The sequence below is a fragment of the Microcystis sp. 49638_E5 genome (assembly GCF_021300285.1).
Classification (GTDB): domain Bacteria; phylum Cyanobacteriota; class Cyanobacteriia; order Cyanobacteriales; family Microcystaceae; genus Microcystis; species Microcystis aeruginosa_C.
In genome coordinates, this window is record NZ_JAJTDH010000035.1 from 1 (window position 1) to 21,726 (window position 21,726).

At 44.8% G+C, this 21,726-nt stretch carries 15 protein-coding genes, 1 other RNA gene and 1 pseudogene; 10 read left to right on the top strand and 7 right to left on the bottom strand.

Annotated elements, in window-relative coordinates:
• Positions 1-269: 269 nt before the first annotated feature.
• On the top strand, positions 270-806 hold the full coding sequence (locus tag LW728_RS11590; protein ID WP_002801858.1) for a tetratricopeptide repeat protein: 537 nt from the start codon (positions 270-272) through the stop codon (positions 804-806).
• 55 nt (positions 807-861) lie between these two features.
• Here LW728_RS11590 and LW728_RS11595 read toward each other — a convergent pair whose 3' ends face one another.
• The gene (locus tag LW728_RS11595) at positions 862-2,661 is read right to left on the bottom strand and encodes an SLC13 family permease (protein ID WP_287766739.1); all 1,800 of its coding nucleotides are present in this window, start codon (positions 2,659-2,661) and stop codon (positions 862-864) included.
• Positions 2,662-2,665: 4 nt separating this feature from the next.
• The gene (locus LW728_RS11600) at positions 2,666-5,446 is read right to left on the bottom strand and encodes a cation-translocating P-type ATPase (RefSeq protein ID WP_287766740.1); all 2,781 of its coding nucleotides are present in this window, start codon (positions 5,444-5,446) and stop codon (positions 2,666-2,668) included.
• 437 nt (positions 5,447-5,883) lie between these two features.
• Between LW728_RS11600 and pds the strand changes: the two genes are divergently transcribed.
• Together pds and crtB are read left to right on the top strand one after the other, a co-directional pair.
• Positions 5,884-7,314, top strand: coding sequence for a 15-cis-phytoene desaturase (pds, locus tag LW728_RS11605; protein ID WP_287668618.1), 1,431 nt, complete (start codon positions 5,884-5,886; stop codon positions 7,312-7,314).
• A gap of 105 nt (positions 7,315-7,419) precedes the next feature.
• On the top strand, positions 7,420-8,352 hold the full coding sequence (gene crtB / locus LW728_RS11610; protein ID WP_002801854.1) for a 15-cis-phytoene synthase CrtB: 933 nt from the start codon (positions 7,420-7,422) through the stop codon (positions 8,350-8,352).
• 251 nt (positions 8,353-8,603) lie between these two features.
• On the opposite strand, the pseudogene LW728_RS11615 reads toward crtB, so the two are convergent.
• Positions 8,604-9,081 (bottom strand): annotated as a pseudogene (locus tag LW728_RS11615) (hypothetical protein).
• Between the two features lie 257 nt (positions 9,082-9,338).
• Here LW728_RS11615 and LW728_RS11620 point away from each other — a divergent pair.
• The 3 genes from LW728_RS11620 (at position 9,339) to LW728_RS11630 (ending at position 11,213) form a co-directional block, all read left to right on the top strand.
• Entirely contained in the window at positions 9,339-9,581 is a 243-nt protein-coding gene (locus tag LW728_RS11620) for a hypothetical protein (protein WP_002795543.1), read from the top strand.
• A gap of 188 nt (positions 9,582-9,769) precedes the next feature.
• Positions 9,770-10,063, top strand: coding sequence for a hypothetical protein (locus LW728_RS11625; protein ID WP_002801852.1), 294 nt, complete (start codon positions 9,770-9,772; stop codon positions 10,061-10,063).
• 79 nt (positions 10,064-10,142) lie between these two features.
• Positions 10,143-11,213 (top strand): WD40 repeat domain-containing protein, encoded by a 1,071-nt coding sequence (locus tag LW728_RS11630; protein ID WP_287766741.1) that lies wholly within the window; start codon positions 10,143-10,145, stop codon positions 11,211-11,213.
• 16 nt (positions 11,214-11,229) lie between these two features.
• On the opposite strand, the gene rnc is transcribed toward LW728_RS11630, so the two are convergent.
• Both rnc and rnpB read right to left on the bottom strand, forming a co-directional pair.
• The gene (rnc, locus tag LW728_RS11635) at positions 11,230-11,934 is read right to left on the bottom strand and encodes a ribonuclease III (protein WP_287668630.1); all 705 of its coding nucleotides are present in this window, start codon (positions 11,932-11,934) and stop codon (positions 11,230-11,232) included.
• A 262-nt stretch (positions 11,935-12,196) separates the two neighbouring features.
• Positions 12,197-12,665, bottom strand: an RNA gene (gene rnpB, locus LW728_RS11640) — RNase P RNA component class A.
• Between the two features lie 182 nt (positions 12,666-12,847).
• Between rnpB and LW728_RS11645 the strand changes: the two genes are divergently transcribed.
• Positions 12,848-13,675 (top strand): alpha/beta fold hydrolase, encoded by an 828-nt coding sequence (locus LW728_RS11645; RefSeq protein ID WP_287766742.1) that lies wholly within the window; start codon positions 12,848-12,850, stop codon positions 13,673-13,675.
• Here the strand turns inward: LW728_RS11645 and LW728_RS11650 are convergent.
• Positions 13,653-14,807 (bottom strand): histidine kinase, encoded by a 1,155-nt coding sequence (locus tag LW728_RS11650; protein WP_287668636.1) that lies wholly within the window; start codon positions 14,805-14,807, stop codon positions 13,653-13,655. The two genes, LW728_RS11645 and LW728_RS11650, sit on opposite strands and share 23 nt — an antisense overlap.
• A 147-nt stretch (positions 14,808-14,954) precedes the next feature.
• Between LW728_RS11650 and LW728_RS11655 the strand changes: the two genes are divergently transcribed.
• Positions 14,955-16,544 (top strand): glycoside hydrolase family 57 protein, encoded by a 1,590-nt coding sequence (locus tag LW728_RS11655; protein WP_002801847.1) that lies wholly within the window; start codon positions 14,955-14,957, stop codon positions 16,542-16,544.
• Between the two features lie 251 nt (positions 16,545-16,795).
• Here LW728_RS11655 and LW728_RS11660 read toward each other — a convergent pair whose 3' ends face one another.
• Positions 16,796-18,334, bottom strand: coding sequence for a serine/threonine-protein kinase (locus LW728_RS11660; RefSeq protein WP_287766743.1), 1,539 nt, complete (start codon positions 18,332-18,334; stop codon positions 16,796-16,798).
• Between the two features lie 1,155 nt (positions 18,335-19,489).
• On the opposite strand from LW728_RS11660, the gene cruF reads away from it, so the two are divergent.
• Both cruF and cruG read left to right on the top strand, forming a co-directional pair.
• Positions 19,490-20,404: a gamma-carotene 1'-hydroxylase CruF gene (cruF, locus tag LW728_RS11665; RefSeq protein WP_287766744.1), complete on the top strand. Its 915-nt coding sequence runs from the start codon at positions 19,490-19,492 to the stop codon at positions 20,402-20,404.
• Between the two features lies 1 nt (position 20,405).
• Positions 20,406-21,596 carry a 2'-O-glycosyltransferase CruG gene (gene cruG, locus LW728_RS11670; protein WP_287766745.1) on the top strand — a complete coding sequence of 397 codons (1,191 nt, stop codon included), beginning with the start codon at positions 20,406-20,408 and terminating at the stop codon, positions 21,594-21,596.
• Positions 21,597-21,726: the final 130 nt, after the last annotated feature.

Genomic DNA, 21,726 nt, shown 5'->3' on the forward strand with positions numbered 1-21,726 from the left:
AAAGATTAATTATTGTGACTAACTCTTTTGGTTAGAAAAAGATAAACTTGAGAATCTTAAGTCAAATTTATTGACTCAAAATCAGCTGTACTTAATTTAAATGAAACAGCCCTAGGGAGTGGGGGGGTGGGGAGAAGGGAGTTTTTTGCTGTGAACAGTGAACAGTGAACTGAAAACTCACATCTGATAACTGATCACTGATCACTGACTAAATCCTGCTATAATTTGGGGGAATAAGTATAAAAATATTAATTGCTCGATCGCTAATTATGGAAGATACCCTGCCGCTTATTTACGTTTCTGGATTGCTAATTTTCGTGATTGGTTTAGGAATTTTTGTCATCGTGCAAATCTTTAAAACCCGTCGAGTAGAAGGAACCTTTAACAAGCTACAAAAGAAATTGCAAAAAGAAAAAGGTACAGCTAAAGATTACTATGAATTAGGGAGTCTTTATCTCGATAAAAAACTCTATGTTCAAGCATTGAGTTTACTACAAAAGGCTTTAAAAATCTCTGGGGAAGAAAGCATCGAACCAGAAAATCAAGCCCTAATCTACAATGCGATCGGTTTTTCCTATTTTGCCCAAGAACAATTAGAATTAGCGATTCGTAACTACAAAGAAGCAATTAAACTTTATCCTGAATACTCTATCGCTCTCAATAATCTTGGCAATGTTTACGAAAAGAAACAAATGGCTAAAAAAGCTCTCGAAACCTACGAAGAAACTCTCAAATTTGATCCTAACAATACCGTAGCGAAAAAGCGAGCCGAATCCCTGCGTAAACGCTTCGCCGAATCGAAATAGTTTTGACTACTGATCAAATTCTTTTTAGAGATCGAAGAATCTTCGATCTCTTTCTTTATTTCAAGCCATAAAACACCACGATTAAAACTGGGGTTAAAATCGTCAAAATTAAATTTAGGGGCGCACCCAAACGGGTAAAATCGAGGAATTTATAGCCGCCTGGTGCATAAACCATGGTGTTAGTTTGATAGCCAATCGGTGTTAGATAACTATTAGAAGCAGCAAAGGTGACAGCATACATAAAAGCCAAAGGATTTAAACCCAAAGTTTTCGCCACTTCTACGGCGACGGGAATCATTAAAACCACGGCGGCGTTATTAGAGAGGATTTCAGTCAAAACTGAGGTAATTAGATAGAAGAAAACTAAGATCCAAAACCCCGAAAGATGGCCGCCGATAGCCACTAAATTATCTGCTAACCATTTAGTCGTTCCCGAGTTATCCATGGCAGTACCCAGGGGAATTAAACCCGCTAATAAAAAGATAATATCCCAACGAATGGAACCATAGACTTCCCCGGGTTTTAGACAGCCAGTAATTACCATTAAAACCACCCCAACTAAACTGGTGACGAGAATTGGTTGAATATCAAAAGCAGCAATAATAATCACCGACAAAGTAATTATTAAAGCAATAATCCCCTTATCCTTTCGCAGGGATTCGATATCTTTTTCTTCTAAGACTAATAATTCTCGCGTGGTTTGTAACCCAATAAAACTCTGTTTTGGTCCCTGAACTAAGAGCAAATCGCCAAACTTTAAAGGAATTTTCCCCAATCTTCCTTGTAGTAATTCCGAACCACGTCTAATCGCTAGAACTGTTGCGTTATAACGCTGACGGAATTTCAAATCTTTTAAAGTTGTCCCAATTAAACGGGAATTAGAGAGAATCAAAACCTCGGCTAATTTTTCCTCACCTGTAGTAATTGTCGATTCAATATCTCCTTTCTGAAATTTGACATCGGCAAAGATTTCTAAGCCTCGTTCATCTTTAATTTTTAATAGTTCTTCCCGACTACTATGAACGATTAAAATATCGCCAGCATTGAGAACTTTATCAGCTAAAGGTTGGGATAAATGTACCTTATTTCTGATTAATTCCAACACATCAAAATTAAACTTTCTTTGTAGTCCACTTTGGGATAAAGTTTGACCAATAAGATTAGAACGAGGGGCAATAATTACCTCACTCAGATATACTTTAGAACCGTAATCATCGTCTAAAAATTCCCCCGTGGAAGATTTGCGATCGGGTAGTAATTTCGGGGCAAAAATTGTTAAATAAATCAAACCTGCTAAAAAAGTTACTACTCCTAAAGCAGTGAATTGAAATAAACTAAATTCCCCATAACCCAGCTTGGCAGAAATACCACTAGCGAGAATGTTAGTAGAAGTCCCCACCACGGTAATCATCCCCGCTAAAACCGTGGCGTAGGAAAGGGGAATTAATAACTTAGAAGGGGAAATTTTTTGTTTTTTACACCAATCTTCAACGATAGGTAAAAAGATTGCCACCACTGCCGTGTTATTAATAAAAGCACTAATCGGCCCCACTAATGCCCCTAGGACAAATACCTGTTGGTGGGGACTTTTTCCCCCCCAAGCCAGCAAGCGATCGCGAATTACTTGAATCACTCCCGTGCGGGTAATTCCGGCACTAAGCACAAACATCGCCATCACCGTCACCGTAGCAGAACTACTAAATCCGGCGATACCTTCTTCAGGAGTAACTAAACCCAACAGAATCAGGACAATCGCCACACATAAAGCGGTTAAATCTACCGGTAGCCATTCCGCCACGAAAGCGACTAAAGCAACGACTAAAACCGTTAAAGTCAGAATAATTGGTGTTGGCATTGATTTATTTTTTCGTCATGAACCAGCGAATAAATAACTTCTCCAACTCGATCCAAACAAACATTAAGGCACTAAATCCAAAACAGATTAATAATTCTGTGCCACTAATCCATTGAGTGCCGAAGAAGCTTTGTAGAGGAGGAGCATAAATTAACAACAATTGTAGGATCGTTGTCAAGCCCACGGCGGCAATAATGTAAGGATTAGAGAAGGGATTCATTTGCACAGCTAACTGGGTATGGGAACGCACCGCTAAAGCATGACCCATTTGTGCTAAACAGAGGGTAGTAAATACCATGGTTTTCCAGCGTCCAGGATCTCCGATTTCGGGGGTTGCCTGAGTATATTGGTAAGCCCAAGCCATCATAATAATGGTCAGAATCGCAAACACCACACCGATGCGAATCATATACCAACCCAAACCGCGAGCGAAAATGCTTTCCCGGGGGCTAAAAGGTGGACGTTTCATCACATTAGGTTCGGCGGGTTCCATTGCCAGAGCCAGAGCCGGTAAACCGTCGGTGACAAGGTTCATCCAGAGGATTTGCAAGGGAGAAAGGGGTACACCGCCTAAACCGAGCAGAGGAGCCGCTGCAATCGTTAAAACCTCGCCAATATTACTGCCGAGAATGTATTTAATAAAGCGCCGAATGTTACTGTAAACCACGCGCCCTTCTTCAGTGGCAGCGACGATGGTGGCAAAATTATCATCCAGCAAAATCATATCGCTGGCTTCTTTGCTGACATCAGTTCCGGTAATGCCCATGGCGATGCCGATATCCGCTTGTTTTAGTGCCGGAGCATCGTTCACCCCGTCCCCCGTCATGGCGACGAATTTGCCCCGTTTTTGCAAAGCTTGGACGATTCTCAGCTTATGTTCGGGAGAAACACGAGCATAGACGCTCACACCATCTACCTCTCTCTCTAGATCATTCTGAGACATTTTTTCTAATTCTTTACCCGTGATTACTCGCTCCCCGGGGGCAGCAATGCCTAATTCAATGGCGATCGCCTTGGCGGTTAATTGGTGATCTCCGGTAATCATAATCGGACGAATTCCCGCTTGACGACAGAGGGCAACCGCTTCTTTAACTTCTTTGCGGGGTGCATCGAGCATTCCCACCAATCCCAACCAAACCAAGGATTGTTCCTCACTATCTTCTCTTTCCGCTTCTGGCACTTCTGTCATCGGTTTATAGGAAAAACCTAAGACTCGTAGGCCATTACCCGCCATTTCGTCATTTTGTGCCAAAATACGGCTTCTTTGTTCAGCTGTTAAGGGTTGACTTTCCGCCCCAACTTGGATCAGAGAACAACGTTCGAGAATTAATTCTGGTGAGCCTTTGGTAAACATTAAATAGGCAGAATCCCCCAAACCTAACTGGGCATTCTCACAGATTACTGACATTCTCTTTCTTTCGGAAGAAAAGGGAAATTCGCCTAAACGAGGGCTTTTGGGTGCTAATGCTTCCCGATATAGTCCTCCTTTACCCGCTAACGTCAGTAAAGCTCCTTCGGTGGGATCGCCTAAAATTAACCATTCTTGCGCTTTATTTTGCAAAAGTGCATCATTACACAGCACACAAGCCGTTAAAATTGCCTGTAGTTCGGGATCACTTTCACTAACACCATTAAACTCACCGATAGGCGCGTAACCTTCCCCCGTGACAGTAATTGTCTGCTCGGAAGTATTAACTTTCTGCACCACCATTTTATTTTGAGTTAAAGTTCCGGTTTTATCGGAGCAAATCGTCGTTACAGAGCCTAAAGTTTCCACTGCCGGCAATTTACGGATTAAAGCTTGTCTTCTCACCATTCTTTGGGTTCCAATTGCCAATGTCACCGTTACCACTGCCGGTAAACCTTCGGGAACAACGGCCACAGCCATACTGAGGGAAGTTTCGAGGAATGATTCAAAAAACTGCCAACCAAAGCGAATTACGCCCCCAAGCACGACTAGAGCCACTAAAGCTAGGGAACTACTCACTAAAACGTTACCTAACTGCGACATTCGCTGCTGTAGGGGAGTTGGTTCACTTTCTACTCCTTGCAACATGGCGGCAATTTTACCGATTTCCGTATCCATTCCCGTCTTGGTAATCGCCACTTTCCCCCGCCCCTGTACTACTTCTGTACCCTGATAGACGAGGTTAATGCGATCGCCTAAAGAGGCATCCTCCGGTAAAACCTTCTGTGCTTGTTTATTCACCGATTCCGCTTCCCCCGTTAAGGCAGCTTCCCGGATTTGCAGGTTTTGTGCTTCTAATAATCTGCCATCGGCGGCAATTTGTACCCCCGCTTCCAGCAACATGATATCCCCGGGGACAAGTTCCTTGGCCGCCACTTCAAAGGTGCTACCATTACGAATAACCCGGACTTTCGGCGAGGATAACTGCTTAAGGGCGGCTAAAGCCTTTTCTGCCCGACTTTCCTGTAAATATCCTAAAATACCGTTTAAAATAACAATTGTAAAAATAGCGATCGCATCTTTGGGAAATTCCCCTTTTTTTAAGTCCAAAACTGCCGAAACCACCGCCACGGCAATCAGCATCACTAACATAATGTTAGTAAACTGTTCCCATAAAATCATTAACGGGCTACGTCCCCCCGTTTCTTTTAGTTCATTTAAACCGAAAATATCTTTTCTTTTAACAATTTCGTCCTCAATTAAGCCGGTTTCCCCATTGGTTCTCAGGATTTCGAGGGTTTGTTCCCCAGTTAAATTATGCCAAGCACGATTATTCTCTATTTCCGAGACTTGAGGTGACGTAGTGGGAAAAGTCATAGCGATCAATTGAAGAGGGTGTACGCGTGAACTAAAAAGGTAAGCGAATTAAGCTAATTACATATCACAATATCAGTTATCAGTTATCAGTGACCAGTAAGCAGTGACCAGTTATCAGTTATCAGTGACCAGCAAACAGTTATCAGTGACCAGTAAGCAGTCATCAAGGAAGTGGGGAGGGGTAATTATGAATTATGAATTATGAATTATGAAGTGGGGTGTGGGCTTCGCCCGTGAGCTTTTGTCGAACGCTGAACTCAGGCCGAGGTCCGAACGGGTGTGGGGAAATGGGGAGAATAAATAAAAATAATCTCCTGTCTCCTACCTTTTGCCTCTTGCCCCCTGCCTTCTCGACAATCTGAAAAAAAATGTAACGAAATGTGAAGTATAATAGCGAATGTGATAAAGACAAGACATTAGAGAGTAGATAGGAAACGATGCGAGTTGCGATCGCTGGTGCGGGACTAGCCGGATTATCTTGTGCGAAATACCTTGTCGATGCGGGACATACGCCCATCGTACTGGAACGTCGCGATGTATTAGGGGGAAAAATTGCCGCTTGGAAAGATGCCGATGGGGACTGGTACGAAACCGGTTTACATATCTTCTTTGGCGCTTATCCCAATATGCTGCAATTATTCCAAGAATTAGGCATAGAGGATCGTTTACAGTGGAAAGAACACTCGATGATCTTCAATCAGCCGGAAAAACCAGGGACCTATTCGCGGTTTGACTTCCCTGATATTCCCGCCCCAATTAACGGTATTGTTGCCATTCTCCGCAATAACGATATGTTAACTTGGGAGGAAAAAATTAAATTTGGACTCGGTTTAATCCCTGCCATTGTTAAAGGCCAAAGTTACGTCGAGGAGATGGATAAATATTCTTGGTCGGAATGGTTAGAGAAACAAAACATCCCCCCTAGGGTAGAAAAAGAAGTGTTTATCGCTATGTCGAAAGCCCTAAACTTTATCGATCCTAACGAGATTTCCGCCACAATTCTACTAACAGCCCTCAACCGCTTTTTACAGGAGAAAAATGGCTCAAAAATGGCTTTTCTCGACGGTTCACCCCCGGAAAGACTCTGCCAACCTTTAGTCGATTACATCAGCGCTAGAGGTGGCGAAGTGCGCTTAAATGCCCCTTTAAAAGAGATACTCTTAAATGAAGACGGCACAGTTAAAGCCTTCTTAATGCGCGGTTTAGACGGTGGGGAAGATTATCTTTTTGAAGCAGATATTTATGTTTCGGCGATGCCAGTAGATCCTCTAAAAGTTTTACTGCCTAAGCCTTGGCAAGAAGATAAATTCTTTCAAAAACTAGAAGGATTAGAAGGAGTTCCCGTCATTAATTTACACCTCTGGTTTGATCGCAAACTAACCGACATCGATCATTTATTATTCTCCCGTTCGCCCTTACTCAGTGTTTATGCTGACATGAGCAACACCTGTAAAGAATACGCTAACCCCGATCGCTCGATGTTAGAATTAGTTCTCGCTCCCGCTCACGATTGGATTACTAAATCCGATCAAGAAATTATCGCCGCCACGATGAAAGAACTAGAAAAACTCTTTCCCCAACATTTTACTGGCGATAATCCCAGTCAATTGTTAAAATATCATCTGGTGAAAACTCCTCGATCAGTTTATAAAGCCACCCCTGGCCGACAAGCTTATCGACCTTCTCAGAAAACTCCGATCGAGAATTTTTATCTCGCCGGTGACTATACCATGCAAAAATATTTAGGAAGCATGGAAGGAGCGGTTTTATCAGGAAAATTAGCGGCAGCAGTGATCAGCAAAGATCACCCCGCAGCACCGCTAAACCCGAATAAAAACCAATCCACACCAGTGTCCAGCGCTCGTTAATTCTCTGGCTAGGGACTAATGACGAAAATGGCCTTGAGTGAGACAATGCTATATCATTAGCCACAGTTCGCCGTTAATCTAAGTCAATCATTCCGCCCCAGCAGAATGCTCCAATTGCCAAAACCGACCCACCCCACCAAACCCCTCGTCTCCCTTGCGGAGTCCTACGAACTCTGTCGCCGGATTACAGAGAAGTATTCCAAAACGTTTTATCTCGGTACTCTCCTGATGCCGAAAGCAAAACGTCAAGCGATCTGGGCAATTTATGTCTGGTGTCGTCGTACCGATGAACTGGTCGATGGACCCCAAGCCCGGTTAACTACCCCTGAAACCCTCGATTTATGGGAAAAACAGCTAGAAACCGTCTTTTCTGGGGTTGCCCTCGAGGATGCCGATGTCGCTCTCGTGGATACTCTAGAAAAGTTCCCCATGGATATCCAACCCTTTCGGGATATGATTGCCGGGCAACAGATGGATCTCTATCGCAGTCGTTATCAAACCTTTGATGAACTAAAACTGTACTGCTATCGGGTGGCAGGGACGGTGGGGTTAATGTCCAGCGCGGTGTTAGGATTGGAAGATGGCGATCGCTCGGCTCCTTGGCGACGCAATCAAAGCGTCTATATTCCCCAAGAAGAAGCGATCGATCTCGGTATTGCCAATCAATTAACCAATATTTTGCGGGATGTGGGGGAAGATGTCCATCGTGGCCGGATTTATCTACCTTTAGAGGATTTAGAGCGTTTTAACTACAGCGAAGACGATTTACTCAAAGGGGTTAATGATCACCGTTGGCAGGCGTTAATGCGCTTCCAAATTGAGCGCGCTCGTTATTACTACGATTCCGCCGAAAGGGGGATCCGCGCCCTTAATCCCGATTCCCGTTGGCCGGTTTGGGCGGCTTTACTGCTTTATCAAGGCATTTTAGACGTAATTGAAGCAAATAATTATGATGTCTTCGCCCGTCGTGCCTTCGTGCCTTTAGCCAAGAAAATGCTCTATCTACCCGTGGCTTGGTTGCGATCGCAGGCGTTATAAAAATGCGACGGGTTTTGTCCCTTGCCGACTCCACCCGTCGAGTCTTACCTAGGGGCTGCTGAAAAAGTTTTTCGTGGGGGCAGGGTGTGGGGTGTGGGGTGTGGGGTGTGGGGTTTTATCCATTTTCAGGTGGTCAATTACCTAATTTTCAGGGAAAAAATCCCTAAATTTTCCCCCCAATCACTCCAATGGTAGGCACTTTTTCAGGGAAAAAAAGTCTAAAAGCCTTATCCTAACTTGGGTTTGGTTTTTCAGCGCGATTTAGGAGTCACCAACCAGAAGGGTCCAGTTTCCGTGCAGGGAACATCTCGATCGGTTTCGTAAACCACAAGACCATCTTGCCGATCCAAAACTAACGCTTCTCCTAGACGGACGTAGGATATAAATGGGCCGAGATAGCGGACGACAGGCTCATCGCTACAGGCCGGCAACACCCGATCATTAAAATACTCGTATCCCACATCCTCGACGCTTTCATAGTAGCGGACGCTGAGGTCATCGAGCGCTTTCCCGGGAAAGCGGTCTTGGATAGCTGACCGGAGAAATTCTGGCAGCGGTCGATCGGGCGATAATAATGTTCCAGATTTCATGGCTTTTCCCCCTAAAACTAAAGGAAGCGGGAAACTCTGACAAGTGCCTCCCCGATCGGGACTATTCACTTCCGCTCCCTACCCCGCCAATTTTTTACTAGGGATGGAAGCCAGCGCGGGGAGTTCCCTTTGTATTTATTGTAACAAATTTCCCCGCAAAGGTTCAGGGCGATACGGTGAGAACAGTTTTTCTTGATTTTTCGTTACAAAGATTGACAAATTTATCCTTTTATTTTGGCGATAATAATAATTACCAGGCGACAAGCCAGAACAAATAATGGAAATAGGGAAAGACGGACGAGGATGGGACTAACTAACTAGCCATGATGATAGCGAGAAAAGAAGTAGTTTAGTAGTGCCGAATTCTCGTTCCCGATCATTTAGGAGGTAGGAAAGATGACAATTTATGTCACCCGCGAGGGAGATAAACTGGTGGCCGATTCCCCACTGGAATTGGTAGAAAAATTACAACAATGTCAGGGTAGAATGGCGGAAACAAGACAGGACTTCATGACTCGGATGGCCGCACAGATGGTAGCCAGCCAAGGCGTTACTGTTCCCATCACCGACCCGGAGAATTTTATCGCCGAGCTAATCCACAACGATTTTCTCAGCGTGGTGGACAGTATTGATGGCTAAAAGTCGGACGGGGAATTGGCGGCAAAACTTAGCCCCTAGGGTTCCTAATACTTTACAATACTATTTTTCTTACTGATTACTGTTCACTGATTACTGATTACTGAAAAACCCCCATCACCCGATCAACAACATTTTTCAGGGTGATAGGATAAGCTGGAATTATCGAAACCGTAGAAATAATAGATAAAATGAGTAATCTCCTCTGGCCGCGTTTTCTCAAGAAAGCTTACCGTCAAGAACCAATAACTAGCTTTATCTTTACCGCAGCGGCAGTAGATGTCATCATCGGGGTTCTAGGACAAAGATGGACACTGCTATCTTTAGGGGCAACGATTATGGCGATCGCTATCTTCGCCAGGTGGCAACAGAGCCAAAAAAGCCAGCAAATCAACCAAGAAGAAGCGGCAAGATACTATTTACCGCCCCAATCGGGTCAAGTAGCTTTACCAACCCTGAAAAACGAAAAAAATCGACCTTCTTAGCTCAAAAATCTGACCTTGCTTGGCAGTCAATCCCCTCAAAGGCTAGAATCTATAGCACCGTTAATATTCAACTAAATTTATGAAATTCCGATTTATAGGTGGGGAGAAACTTGTCGGGGCAATTGTGGTCACTGTCTTAACCACGCTGACAATCGGAGAACATCAGCTTAGTCAGGCCCAAAGTCCCATTGCACCCCCTAAACCCGCAGCTGAAAGTGGCCAAAAAACCCCAGAAACTATCCTAGTAGAAGGTTTAGGCAGACTTACCCTCGCTAAAACCTTAGAAGGGCAACAATCCACCCCTAATGCTGTGATTTTCAGCCCCGATAACCAATTGGTTCTCGCTGGTGGTAGTGATACGGATCCTCTCCTGAGAATTTGGTCCGTAAAAACGGGGCAAAAAGTTTCCCAAACTCGCGCCCAAAGAACCAGCGTCAAAGCTTTAGCCATTAGTCCCAACGAAAGATTATTAGTTAGTAGCGGTTTAGATGGTTCGATTAATTTTTGGAATCTGGTGGAAGGCAAGTATTTAGGAATTGCCCTCGAACACGGTAATACGGTCCTCGCCCTCACCGTTACTCCCGATGGTAAAACCTTAATTAGTGGTGGTTTGGAAGGAATTCGCCTCTGGACAGTGCAACCCCCCCGCCGTCCCCTCTATCGTTTAAATTGGGTGGGTAATTTTGTTTATTCCCTAGGGATGAAATCCGATGGTGTCACCCTTGCCAGTGGTCATGAAAACGGTGAGGTAAATTTTTGGGACATCCGCGAGGGCAAATTTTTGTCGAAATTTTCCGCCCATCCCCAAGCGGTTAGCAAGCTTTTATACACTCCCGACGGCAAAAATTTAATTACGGGTAGTTTAGACCGCACGATTAAAATCTGGGATACGAGCAATAATAAGTTATTATTTACTCTCATCGGTCATACAGCCCGAATTCGCTCCCTGGCACTCCATCCTAACGGACAAATTCTCGCTAGTGCTAGTAATGACGGGGTGCGTTTATGGGATGTGACGACGGGTAAACAGTTAGCTTGGTTTGATAATAATTCCGACTGGGTGGAATCCCTAGCTTTTAGTCCCGATGGGCAGTATTTGGCTAGTGGTAATTATGATTTTAAAATTCGCCTCTGGCAATTCGTTCGTTAGGCAAAAATGCCCGCATTTAGCCTTTAACCACTTCTAGAAAAGCCGATTTAGCCGCCGCCTGTTCCGCCGCTTTTTTGCTTCTGCCTGTTCCCACTCCTAATTTCTGCTCATTTAACCACACTTCCGCACAAAAACGTTCTTGATCTAAGCCATTGATTTCTTTTACTAAATATTGCGGCAGTTTTTTGTATGTTGCTTGTGTCCACTCCTGCAAGGCATCCTTATAATTCTGTCGGGCCGGATCTCGACGAATTTCGGCCGCTTTTTCCCTTAGTGGCTCATCTAACCAAGAACGCACTAAAATCATTGTCTGTGTACTAAGATATAATGCTCCCAAGACCGCCTCAAAAGCGTCTGCTAGTCGGGAAATTCTCCCCGCTTGATCGATACTCGTACTACTTGATACCAACAAATAACGCTCGAAACCGTAGCGATCCGCAAATTCCGCCAGAGTGCGATCGCTAACCATCATCGATCGCAGCGCAGCAAATTCTCCCACTAGGGCCTCCGGATAGGTTTCTAACAATACCTCCGCCGCCACGAGTCTTACCACAGAATCGCCCACAAATTCCAATTGTTCATAATTCTTATCACGGGAAACACTGGGATGAGTTAGGGCCAAATCTAATAAATCCCATCTGACGGGGACATCAGCCGATAAACCCAGCTTTTCCACTAGGGTTTTTAATTGTTTTTGGCGACGCGGATCACTTAAGGACATGGGAGCGGGGAGCAGGGGTGTGGGGTGTAGGGTGTGGGGTGTAGGGTGTAGGGTGTAGGGTGTGGGGTGTGGGGTGTGGGGAGAATAAATAAAAGCAATCTCCTATCTCCTGAATACTGAATACTGACTCCTGATAACTGATAACTGATAACTGATAAGTACCTAAGCAAAATTAATTACACATTTCGATAAAGCTTTTGCCTCTTGCCTATTGCCTCTTGCCTGTCTTCACTAGGAAATTTATTTTGCATGACTACTTAAAGGAGAGAGTCAGACATAAGCCGAATTCTGTATTTCCCAACAGCAGTAAAATTGCTTTTACCTTTGTTGGAATAGAGGTTATCTATCTGGGATAATTGTCACCAATTACCTCAAGCGGTTCCTAAGAACGGGACAGGAAAAAGACCAACCTTTGTCCCTCCACCTTGCTCCCCACCGGGGTTTACCGAGCCAGTACCTCTCAATACTGCTGGTGCGCTCTTACCGCACCTTTGCACCCTTACCCCCAATCAGTTATCAGTTATCAGTTATCAGTGGAAAGTTATCAGTAAATTTACTTTCGTTACTGATTACTGTTTACTGATTACTGAAAAAAGGGGGCGGTATTTTTCTGTGGCACTATCCTCACGCTCACGCGCACTGGACGTTATCCAGCAAGTGTGGTCTTTCGGGAGTTCGGACTTTCCTCGGAATCATTGATAAAATGATCCCGCAACCTCTAGACCAACTCTCTCCCATTCTCTAGTATGACTTACCAGAGACTCGATCACCCATATATCCCAGTCAATAATCAGTGATCAGTAAACAGTGAACAGTGAAAAGACAGCAGGAAACTGCTATTTAATACTGCTCGCTTAATACATACTGCTCACTTAAAACTCAAATCTGATAACTGATAACTGATAACTGCTCAATGTCGATCGCTCTAAACGTTAACATTAAAGGTAATGGCTATCCGATTCTCTGTCTGCACGGTCATCCCGGTTCGGCAGGTAGTATGTCTGTATTTACCGATCATTTTTGCCAACGTTGGCAAACCCTGGCCCCGGATCTGCGCGGCTACGGTAAAAGTCGTTATCGCCTGGATTTTCAGCTAGAAGAACATCTAGAGGATTTAATCGAGCTGCTCGATCGCCAAAAAATCCAGCAATGTTTAATTCTCGGTTGGTCTTTGGGGGGTATAATCGCCCTGGAATTAGTATTGCGCCATCCCGATCGCTTTCCTGGTTTAATTCTCGTGGCTTCGGCTGCGCGGCCTTGGGGTAGTCATCCTCCTATCACCACCACGGATCTGATTTTGACGGGGATGGCGGCAATTCTCAATCAGATCAAACCGGGATGGCGTTGGAATATTGATACTTTTGCCCGTCGTTCGCTGTTTCAGTACCTTTTTTCACAACATCAAGCGATATCCTATCAATATCTCGCTCAAGATGCTGTTACCGCCTACTTAGGCACTTCTCCAGCTGCTGATCGCGCTTTAAATCGGGCTTTAAAAAAAGGTTACAATTGTTTAAAATCTCTTGACAGAATCACAATTCCCTGCTTGGTTCTGGCGGGGGCAAATGATCGCCATATTACCAGTGCCTCGAGCCAAGAAACGGCGGCAAAACTGAAACTGTCTCAGTGGAAATGTTACCCGGATACGGCCCATCTGTTCCCCTGGGAAATCCCCGACTTAGTTTTAGGGGACATTGATCATTGGTTGGCGGAGCATTTTAGCGATAAACTGGCAGGGTGAAGTGAAAACTACTGCCGTGGTCGGGGACACTATCCACCCAAATTTGACCGTAGTGGGCGCGAATAATCTTGCGACAGACCGATAAACCGATGCCATAACCTTCTTTACCCTCATCCCGTTTGAGACGCACATGACCCTCAAAAATATGCTCTTGTTTTTCTTCGGGAATGCCGGGGCCGGTATCACTGATGCTCACTTGTACTTTTTGAGTAGTACGATGGAGGACAGAAAGGGTAATTGCGCCGCCGGCGGGGGTATATTTGATGCCATTCTCCAAGAGATTAATAATCACCTGTCGGATTAACTCCTCATCAGCATAGACGGGGGGCAGATCTTGGGGGATATCGCTTTGGAGAATTAAAGTCTTTTCCTGAAAAGTATCGGTAAATTGGGACAAAATTTCCTGACAGAGGGCTTGCAGATAGAATTTACTCTGTTGGAGAGTGAATTGCGCCGCCATGCTCTTAGAAGCTTGCAGAATATCCGTAATCAAACGGTTCATAATCCGGAACTGTTTGCGGGCCTGTTGGTGCAGTTGTTCTCGTAATTGCAGACTGCGCTCAGTATCTGGTTGATGATAGGCTAATTCGAGGGTTTCCACGGCGATGGAAGCGGCGGTAAGAGGACTGCGTAAATCGTGGGCTAACATAGCCAAAATTTGGTCTTTAAATTTTAATTGTTCTAATAATTCTTCCTTTTCCTGTTTGAGACGAAAAACCTCATCGGCGATGCGGATGAGTTCGCCCGAATGTTCCACCTCTTGAAGTTGTGCATCATCAGCGTGATGATTTTTGACCTCCTCTTTAATCGCTTTTTGCCAACGTACCAACCATTTTTTAAACTGTTCCACCAGATTACTGCCCGCGAGGGTATGGCGGGGGCCGGGGGCAATTTTGACCAAGGCGGGGGTAGCTACAAGGCGAAAATGTTCGACTAAATGAGGTTGCTGGCGAATTTCGATGATTTGTAGGTCAATCGGGTAATCAGACTTTAAAGACTGGAGATAGGCCTGAATTTGACGGATAATTTCTTGAGAACTGGGACGGTCATCAACAAACAGCAAAAGTTGAATCGAGAGAGGCGTTGTCGTCTCTCTCCCTAAAGCAGTCAGTGGCTCGTTAGATGGGAGCATCGGAAAATTAGTAAACCTAGGGATTGACGAGATCGATCGACGATCGATCGACTTTTATCATATTCTTTATTGTAGAAGCTTAAGATAGTATAAAATCTACTCAACCTAATCTTAAAGTTTTATTCCTTAATTCTAAGAAGAAATCCTATGGCTTTTGGCTATGTTGCCCTAGTTCTCCACGCGCATCTCCCTTTCGTCCGCCATCCCGAAAGCGATTACGTCCTCGAAGAAGAATGGTTATACGAAGCAATCACAGAAACCTACATCCCTCTGCTGCAAGTTTTTGAAGGTCTCAAGCGGGACGGTATCGATTTTAAAATGACCATGAGCATGACTCCGCCGTTGGTGTCGATGCTGCGGGATCCGTTACTGCAAGAGCGTTATGAAGAACACTTAGGTAAGTTAGAAGAATTAATTGCTAAAGAAATCGACCATAATCAACACAATGGCCATATTCGCTACTTAGCCGAATATTACGCTGAATCCTTCCAAAGTATCCGACAAACTTGGGAAAAATACGATCGAGATCTGGTCAAAGCTTTTAAACAATTCCTTGACAGTAATAACCTAGAAATTATCACCTGTGGTGCGACTCACGGTTATATGCCCCTGATGAAAATGTACCCACAAGCGGTCTGGGCGCAAATTGAGGTGGCCTGTCAACACTACGAAGAAAATTTCGGTCGTCGTCCCAAGGGCATTTGGTTGCCGGAATGTGCCTACTACGAAGGGGTAGAAAGAATGTTAGCCGATGCGGGCATTCGTTACTTCCTCGTCGATGGCCACGGTATTCTCTACGGTCGTCCTCGCCCCCGTTACGGCAGTTACGCGCCCATTTTCACGGAAACCGGGGTGGCTGCTTTCGGTCGTGACCACGAATCTTCTCAACAGGTTTGGTCTTCCCAAGTCGGTTATCCGGGGGATATAGTTTATCGGGAATTCTATAAAGATTTGGGCTGGGAAGCGGAATACGAGTATATTAAGCCCTATATCATGCCCAACGGTCAACGCAAGAATATAGGCATCAAATACCATAAAATTACTAGCCGGGACGGTGGTTTATCGGAAAAAGGGCTTTATGACCCTTACTGGGCCAAAGAAAAAGCCGCCGAACACGCGGGCAATTTTATGTATAATCGCGAGCGGCAAGTGGAGAGTTTAGCGGGAATTATGGGCCGTCCTCCCCTGGTTGTTTCTCCCTACGATGCCGAGTTATTCGGTCACTGGTGGTATGAGGGACCCTGGTTTATTGATTTTCTGTTCCGTAAGTCCTGGTATGACCAAAATATCTACCAAATGACCCATTTAGCCGATTATCTCCGGGCTAACCCGACTCAGCAGGTCTGTCGTCCTTCCCAATCCAGTTGGGGTTATAAGGGTTTCCATGAATACTGGCTGAATGAAACTAACGCTTGGATCTATCCTCACCTACACAAAGGCACGGAACGGATGATTGAATTAAGTCATCACGAAGCGGAGGATGAATTACAGGAACGGGCTTTAAATCAGGCAGCCCGGGAGTTATTATTAGCGCAATCTTCTGACTGGGCCTTTATTATGCGAACCGGTACAATGGTTCCCTATGCTGTCCGGCGCACTCGTTCCCACCTGCTGCGGTTAAATAAAATCTATGAAGATGTGAAATCCGAGAAGATTGACTCTGGTTGGTTGCAAAAAGTCGAGGAAATCGATAATATTTTCCCCAATATTGATTACCGTGTCTATCGACCTCTGTAATCTGGGTGAGTAGATAGGGTTAGCTGAATAAATCTAAAAACCTTGTTGGGTAAGACTTTTAGACTTTTTGTCAATCAAAAAGTACCAGATATGGGAGTGGTCGGGGGGAAAATTCAGGGACTTTTTCCCTGAAAATTAGGTAATTTACCCGATGAAAATGGGTAAAACCCCACACCCCACACCCCACACCCTACACCCTGCCCCTAGGAAAAACTTTTTCAGCAGACCCTAGTTAATGCCTCCCTAATTTTTTAGGGATGCGGGGGTAATTCTGAGGCTAATTTGGCCAGAATTTTGGGTTTAAGTTCCTGGAGTTTCTGTTTTAACATCCGCTTGCTAATTTGTGGGCTGCCAATCTGGGCAAATTGACTATCGGTCAGCCATTGCTGCAAATTTTGGCATTGATTGGCGGGAATATTGGCGGTGATCACATTTTCGCAGATATTGCCGCCTTCGAGGGAGAAAAATAAAATCGAGTATTGACCGGTTTCGCCGAGGGTTTTGGTCATTTTTTGACCCTGGGGGGTTTTTAAGTCCAAATAACAGGGCAACCAGCGCGGCCCCTGTTGACGATGATAGAGGACAGTAATCCAGAGAATCATCGGGTGGGGTGTGGGTAAAAAGAGGAATTGATTATAACGGACACTAGCAACCCGGACGGGGATATCTTCTCGAGCCAACATTACCCATAAACTGGCAAAAATGCCGTCAGCAGCCTTGATACAGCGTGAGAAGACGATTTTTTGGCGCGGTTTATCCTCGGGCCAACTGGACTTGAGACAGATATCCTTCCCATTAGCACCAGAAACACTGGTTCGATCTAAATCATCAAGGGTTTTAGTTTTGCTGGTGTAATCGTCGATTTTTTTGACTATTTCACCGATACGATGCAATTTATTGGGTTGATTATTTTTGACTAGGGGTTCGAGTCGTTCGAGAAGTTGTAGTATATCTGTAACACTTTGCGGTCGATCGCTGGGTGCTTTGGCTAAACAGCGCAGGATTAACTGTTCTAATTCTGGCGGTAATTGCAAGCTAGGATTAAAGGGACGGGGTTCAACGTAGTGGTGAACCTCATACCAACCGCCAAAGGAGGGATTATCGGGAAAAACGGGCGTTTCTCCCGTGATCATCTCGTACATCATAATCCCAAAACTGTAGATATCGGAACGATGATCGAGTTCTTTACCTTCCATCTGTTCTGGGGAACAATAGGCTAAGGTTCCCATAAACGATTGGGTTTGGGATTCTCCCGATTGGATGAGTTTAGCGATGCCAAAATCGAGAATTTTCACCAATTCCCCTAATCCTGAGTCCTGAATCACGATAATATTGCTAGGTTTGATGTCCCGGTGAATAATCGGACACATCTCGCCTTGGAAGATAATACCCTTATGGGCGCATTCGATGCCGAAACAAATCTGACGGGTGAGATGAAAGAAGCGCGGGAGAGGCAGCGGGTGATATTTGATGATTTCTCCTATGCTTTCCCCCTGCAAAAATTCCATGACGTAGAAGGGGACTTCCTTTTCATCTACACCATAATCACGAACTTTAACAATATGAATACTTTTTTCGCCTAAAAGTGCCGAAATAGTCGCCTCTCGCTCGAAACGCTCGCGCATTTTTTTGTTGAGGAGAGTTTGCGAGAGGAATTTCACGGCGACGGTTACGCCACCTAATAGTTTATCTTCTGCTCGATATACTTGTCCCATGGCACCGCTACCGATCAACTCGACCAGTTGGTATCGATTGGCAAGTAAACGCCGATGTCTAGATTCTGCCGACATAGCTAGGCTACCGTTTTAATTATAGTGAGTCTGATGGAGAGAGTTTTTTTAAGAACTGCTGCAATTACTAGGTGATCGAGAGGACTTAATCTTAGAATGCTTTTTTTAGGTTAAAAGCATGATTGTTAACATATATTTTCAGGCATTTTTAGTCATTGCCTCTTGCCTAATTAATTTTTGGGGGTTAAAAAAATGAAAAAACTAAGTTTGACACTCCCGTCGCTAAAAGCGAGGGATTTTTGGTTCATCGAGTCCACTTAAATTAGATGCCTTGCGTTATCCAACCCAGAGGTGGTTCTCACGCTTGCGCGTTACTTTTCGTATGCCCTACGATAGTTGTATTTCTACAAAGTTTGCTTGAATTGAAGTGTTAACTCCAAATACTGCTTTGTCTAGTTCCTGTAAAGATTTTACATCACGAGCGGGTGAGAAACTAGAACTATTGAGTAGAAACCCAGATCTTTGATTTTCAAGGTGCAGATACCGTAGTGATTAGACTACAGGAGTTTTTAAATCGGTTGATTACCCTATCTGCTCTACTTATATAGTAGCTATTTAGCCTGAGTAGGTCAAGTCCCTTAAAAGAAGAAGTTATTCGAGATTTTGTCAGGAGACTGGACACTTATTTTTAATCGTTCTTCGTGTCACTGAGCCTTTACATTGATCCTTTACATTGAGCCTGTCGAAATGTGTCGAAATGTGGACACTGATCCTGTCGAAGTGCTGTTTTATATTGGTCGGGGTTTCATCTCGTCTCTAAAAGCGAGGGTCTTCGCCCCGACATTTGAGATAAAATCTCCAAATAGACAATTTGATTGATTATTATGACCACTGACTCCTGCCTGCTGATACCAAATCCGTTTTTAATAGTGTGATTAACTCCCAAGTTATCAATTGTTTCTCCCCGCTCCGCTCTCCCCACCTCCCCCCGCAACGCGCACGAAGTGGTCTTCCCTCTCCCTAATTCATAATTCATAATTCCCACTCCCCTATACCTTCTAAACAGGATTTAGTATGACTCCTAAACCACCACTACAGGAAACTCCCTAGCCCCCCTAAAACTTTTTTGCCGAAAGTGACCGATCTGCGTAATAATTCTTTAATAAAGATTTGTAAACTTGAAAATGATTATCCTTTCGCAGTGCTAGAGATTTAATGAGACGACTAATTGCGATCGAAAAAGCTCTGCTCATCGGTCATATTGTATCGATGGCTTTTGGACTAGCCGGATTGTTGCTAGTTCTGCCCCATCCCGAATTTGTGGTCAATTTACCAGATTTTGGCAAAACCTTCTTTGCTTGGTCAATGGCTGGGGGGGGTGTGGTGTATATGGTGTTAGGAATGGCAGCCGTGGCTGTTTATGCCTATCGGACTCTAGGAGTGTGGCACTGGTTAGGATTCATGGTTCCCGCTATCAGTTTATCCCTTTGTAGCGAACTATTAGGAACCAGTACCGGCTTTCCTTTCGGTCATTATCGTTATCTTTCGGGCTTAGGTTACAAAATTGCGGGTTTAGTCCCCTTTACTATCCCCCTATCTTGGTTTTATCTCGGTTTTAGTGCCTATATCATCGCTCGTGTTGGTTTATCCACTCTTGCTATACCCCAATGGCTACAAAATCTAGGATCGATCGCTATCGGGGCGGTATTATTAACTTCCTGGGATTTTGTCCTAGATCCGGCCATGAGTCAAACTACCATACCCTTCTGGATTTGGGAACAACCGGGGGCCTTCTTTGGGATGCCCTATGAAAATTTTGCCGGTTGGTTTGGCACGGGCTGTGTTTTTATGACGGTAGCCACTTTAATTTGGCAAGTGCAACCGGTGAAACTGCCAAGTCAAGATTTAACCCTGCCTTTTGTGATGTATTTGGGTAATTTTGGCTTTGCTACGGTCATGAGTATGGGTGCCGGTATTTATCCGCCGATTTTCTTAGGATTACTCACCGGTATTCTGCCTTTAACACTCCTCTATAATCGCGCCAAGGCTGTTGCTTCCGGGCAAACAGTGGCAACCAGCGAAGTAACAACCCTAAAAATTCCCGTTGTTTCGGTGAGAGGAGCCAAATAAGTTGTTAACTGAGATAATTCTCGGTGCATTCTGCCTGGGGCTACTACTGTCTCAGGCTGTTGCCTTTTTTATCCTTCTTTCCCGTCTGCTAAAAGGGGCGCGTCGTCGTCCTCCCCTGACTCCCCAACCCCCCACCCCGGAGATGTTAGGGACAGTAAGCGTGATTGTGCCGACGTTAAACGAAGTGGCCAGGATTGACGGTTGTTTACAGGGATTGAGTCAACAGAGTTACGAAGTGCGAGAAATTCTGATTGTCGATAGCAATTCCCAAGATGGTACGCGGGAAAAAGTCAAGGAGATGGCGGCAAAAGACCCCCGCTTTCGCTTGAAAACCGATTATCCTTTGCCCCCCGATTGGGTAGGTCGTCCCTGGGCGTTACACAATGGTTTTTTGTTTAGTTCTCCTAAAAGTGACTGGATTTTGGGCATTGATGCCGATACCCAACCCCAAGCAAATTTAGTCGCCAGTTTAGTTAAAGCTGCGATCGCAGAAGGTTACGATTTAGTTTCCCTGTCGCCGCAATTTATCCTCTCCTATCCGGGAGAATGGTGGTTACAGCCGGCTTTATTGATGACTTTGCTCTATCGCTTTGATGCGGCCGGAGTGCGCGGGCAAGATCCCCAACGAGTCATGGCCAATGGTCAATGTTTTCTCTGCCGGCGGTCAGTTTTAGCGGCTTTAGACGGTTATAGCGGGGCAAAAGGTTCTTTTTGCGATGATGTCACCCTGGCCCGTCTAGCGGCGACGAAAGGCTATCGGGTGGGATTTCTCGATGGGGCGAAGTTGATTCGCGTGCGGATGTACGAAGGACTTAAGGAAACTTGGCGCGAATGGGGCAGATCCCTTGACCTCAAAGATGCCTCCTATCAGGGGCAATTATGGGGCGATTTAGCTTTATTAGCTCTTACTCAGGGATTACCGATAATTATCACCCCTTTACTGCTCACAGCTTTGATTTTTGGCTACAATTTCCTGAGTTTAAAAATTGTTTTGACTTTAAACCTGCTGCTGTTATTGATTCGTTTTGCCCTTTTATTGGCTGTCTCTCCTAGCTACTATCGGGGCAAAAAAGTCAATCTATCTTCGGGATTATTTTGGCTATCTCCCCTCGCGGATCCGCTGGCAGTTATCCGCATTTTTATCTCTGCTTTTACCCGTCCCCAAAGTTGGCGCGGTCGATTGTATCAGTGAATTGGAAAATAAACATTGGGTGTATTAGGCCCCCCTAACGGTAGATTGATTCATGAATCAATCTACTATGAGAGCAAAAACCTGTACTCCTCTACTCCCTAGCTTACCTCATAAGCCATTAAGAGTAGCA

Excerpts from the sequence above, each read along its gene's own strand:
- LW728_RS11590 (WP_002801858.1), top strand. The coding sequence starts at position 270 with ATGGAAGATACCCTGCCGCTTATTTACGTTTCTGGATTGCTAATTTTC.
- LW728_RS11595 (WP_287766739.1), bottom strand. The coding sequence starts at position 2,661 with ATGCCAACACCAATTATTCTGACTTTAACGGTTTTAGTCGTTGCTTTA.
- LW728_RS11600 (WP_287766740.1), bottom strand. The coding sequence starts at position 5,446 with ATGACTTTTCCCACTACGTCACCTCAAGTCTCGGAAATAGAGAATAAT.
- pds (WP_287668618.1), top strand. The coding sequence starts at position 5,884 with ATGCGAGTTGCGATCGCTGGTGCGGGACTAGCCGGATTATCTTGTGCG.
- crtB (WP_002801854.1), top strand. The coding sequence starts at position 7,420 with ATGCTCCAATTGCCAAAACCGACCCACCCCACCAAACCCCTCGTCTCC.
- LW728_RS11620 (WP_002795543.1), top strand. The coding sequence starts at position 9,339 with ATGACAATTTATGTCACCCGCGAGGGAGATAAACTGGTGGCCGATTCC.
- LW728_RS11625 (WP_002801852.1), top strand. The coding sequence starts at position 9,770 with ATGAGTAATCTCCTCTGGCCGCGTTTTCTCAAGAAAGCTTACCGTCAA.
- LW728_RS11630 (WP_287766741.1), top strand. The coding sequence starts at position 10,143 with ATGAAATTCCGATTTATAGGTGGGGAGAAACTTGTCGGGGCAATTGTG.
- rnc (WP_287668630.1), bottom strand. The coding sequence starts at position 11,934 with ATGTCCTTAAGTGATCCGCGTCGCCAAAAACAATTAAAAACCCTAGTG.
- LW728_RS11645 (WP_287766742.1), top strand. The coding sequence starts at position 12,848 with ATGTCGATCGCTCTAAACGTTAACATTAAAGGTAATGGCTATCCGATT.
- LW728_RS11650 (WP_287668636.1), bottom strand. The coding sequence starts at position 14,807 with ATGCTCCCATCTAACGAGCCACTGACTGCTTTAGGGAGAGAGACGACA.
- LW728_RS11655 (WP_002801847.1), top strand. The coding sequence starts at position 14,955 with ATGGCTTTTGGCTATGTTGCCCTAGTTCTCCACGCGCATCTCCCTTTC.
- LW728_RS11660 (WP_287766743.1), bottom strand. The coding sequence starts at position 18,334 with ATGTCGGCAGAATCTAGACATCGGCGTTTACTTGCCAATCGATACCAA.
- cruF (WP_287766744.1), top strand. The coding sequence starts at position 19,490 with ATGAGACGACTAATTGCGATCGAAAAAGCTCTGCTCATCGGTCATATT.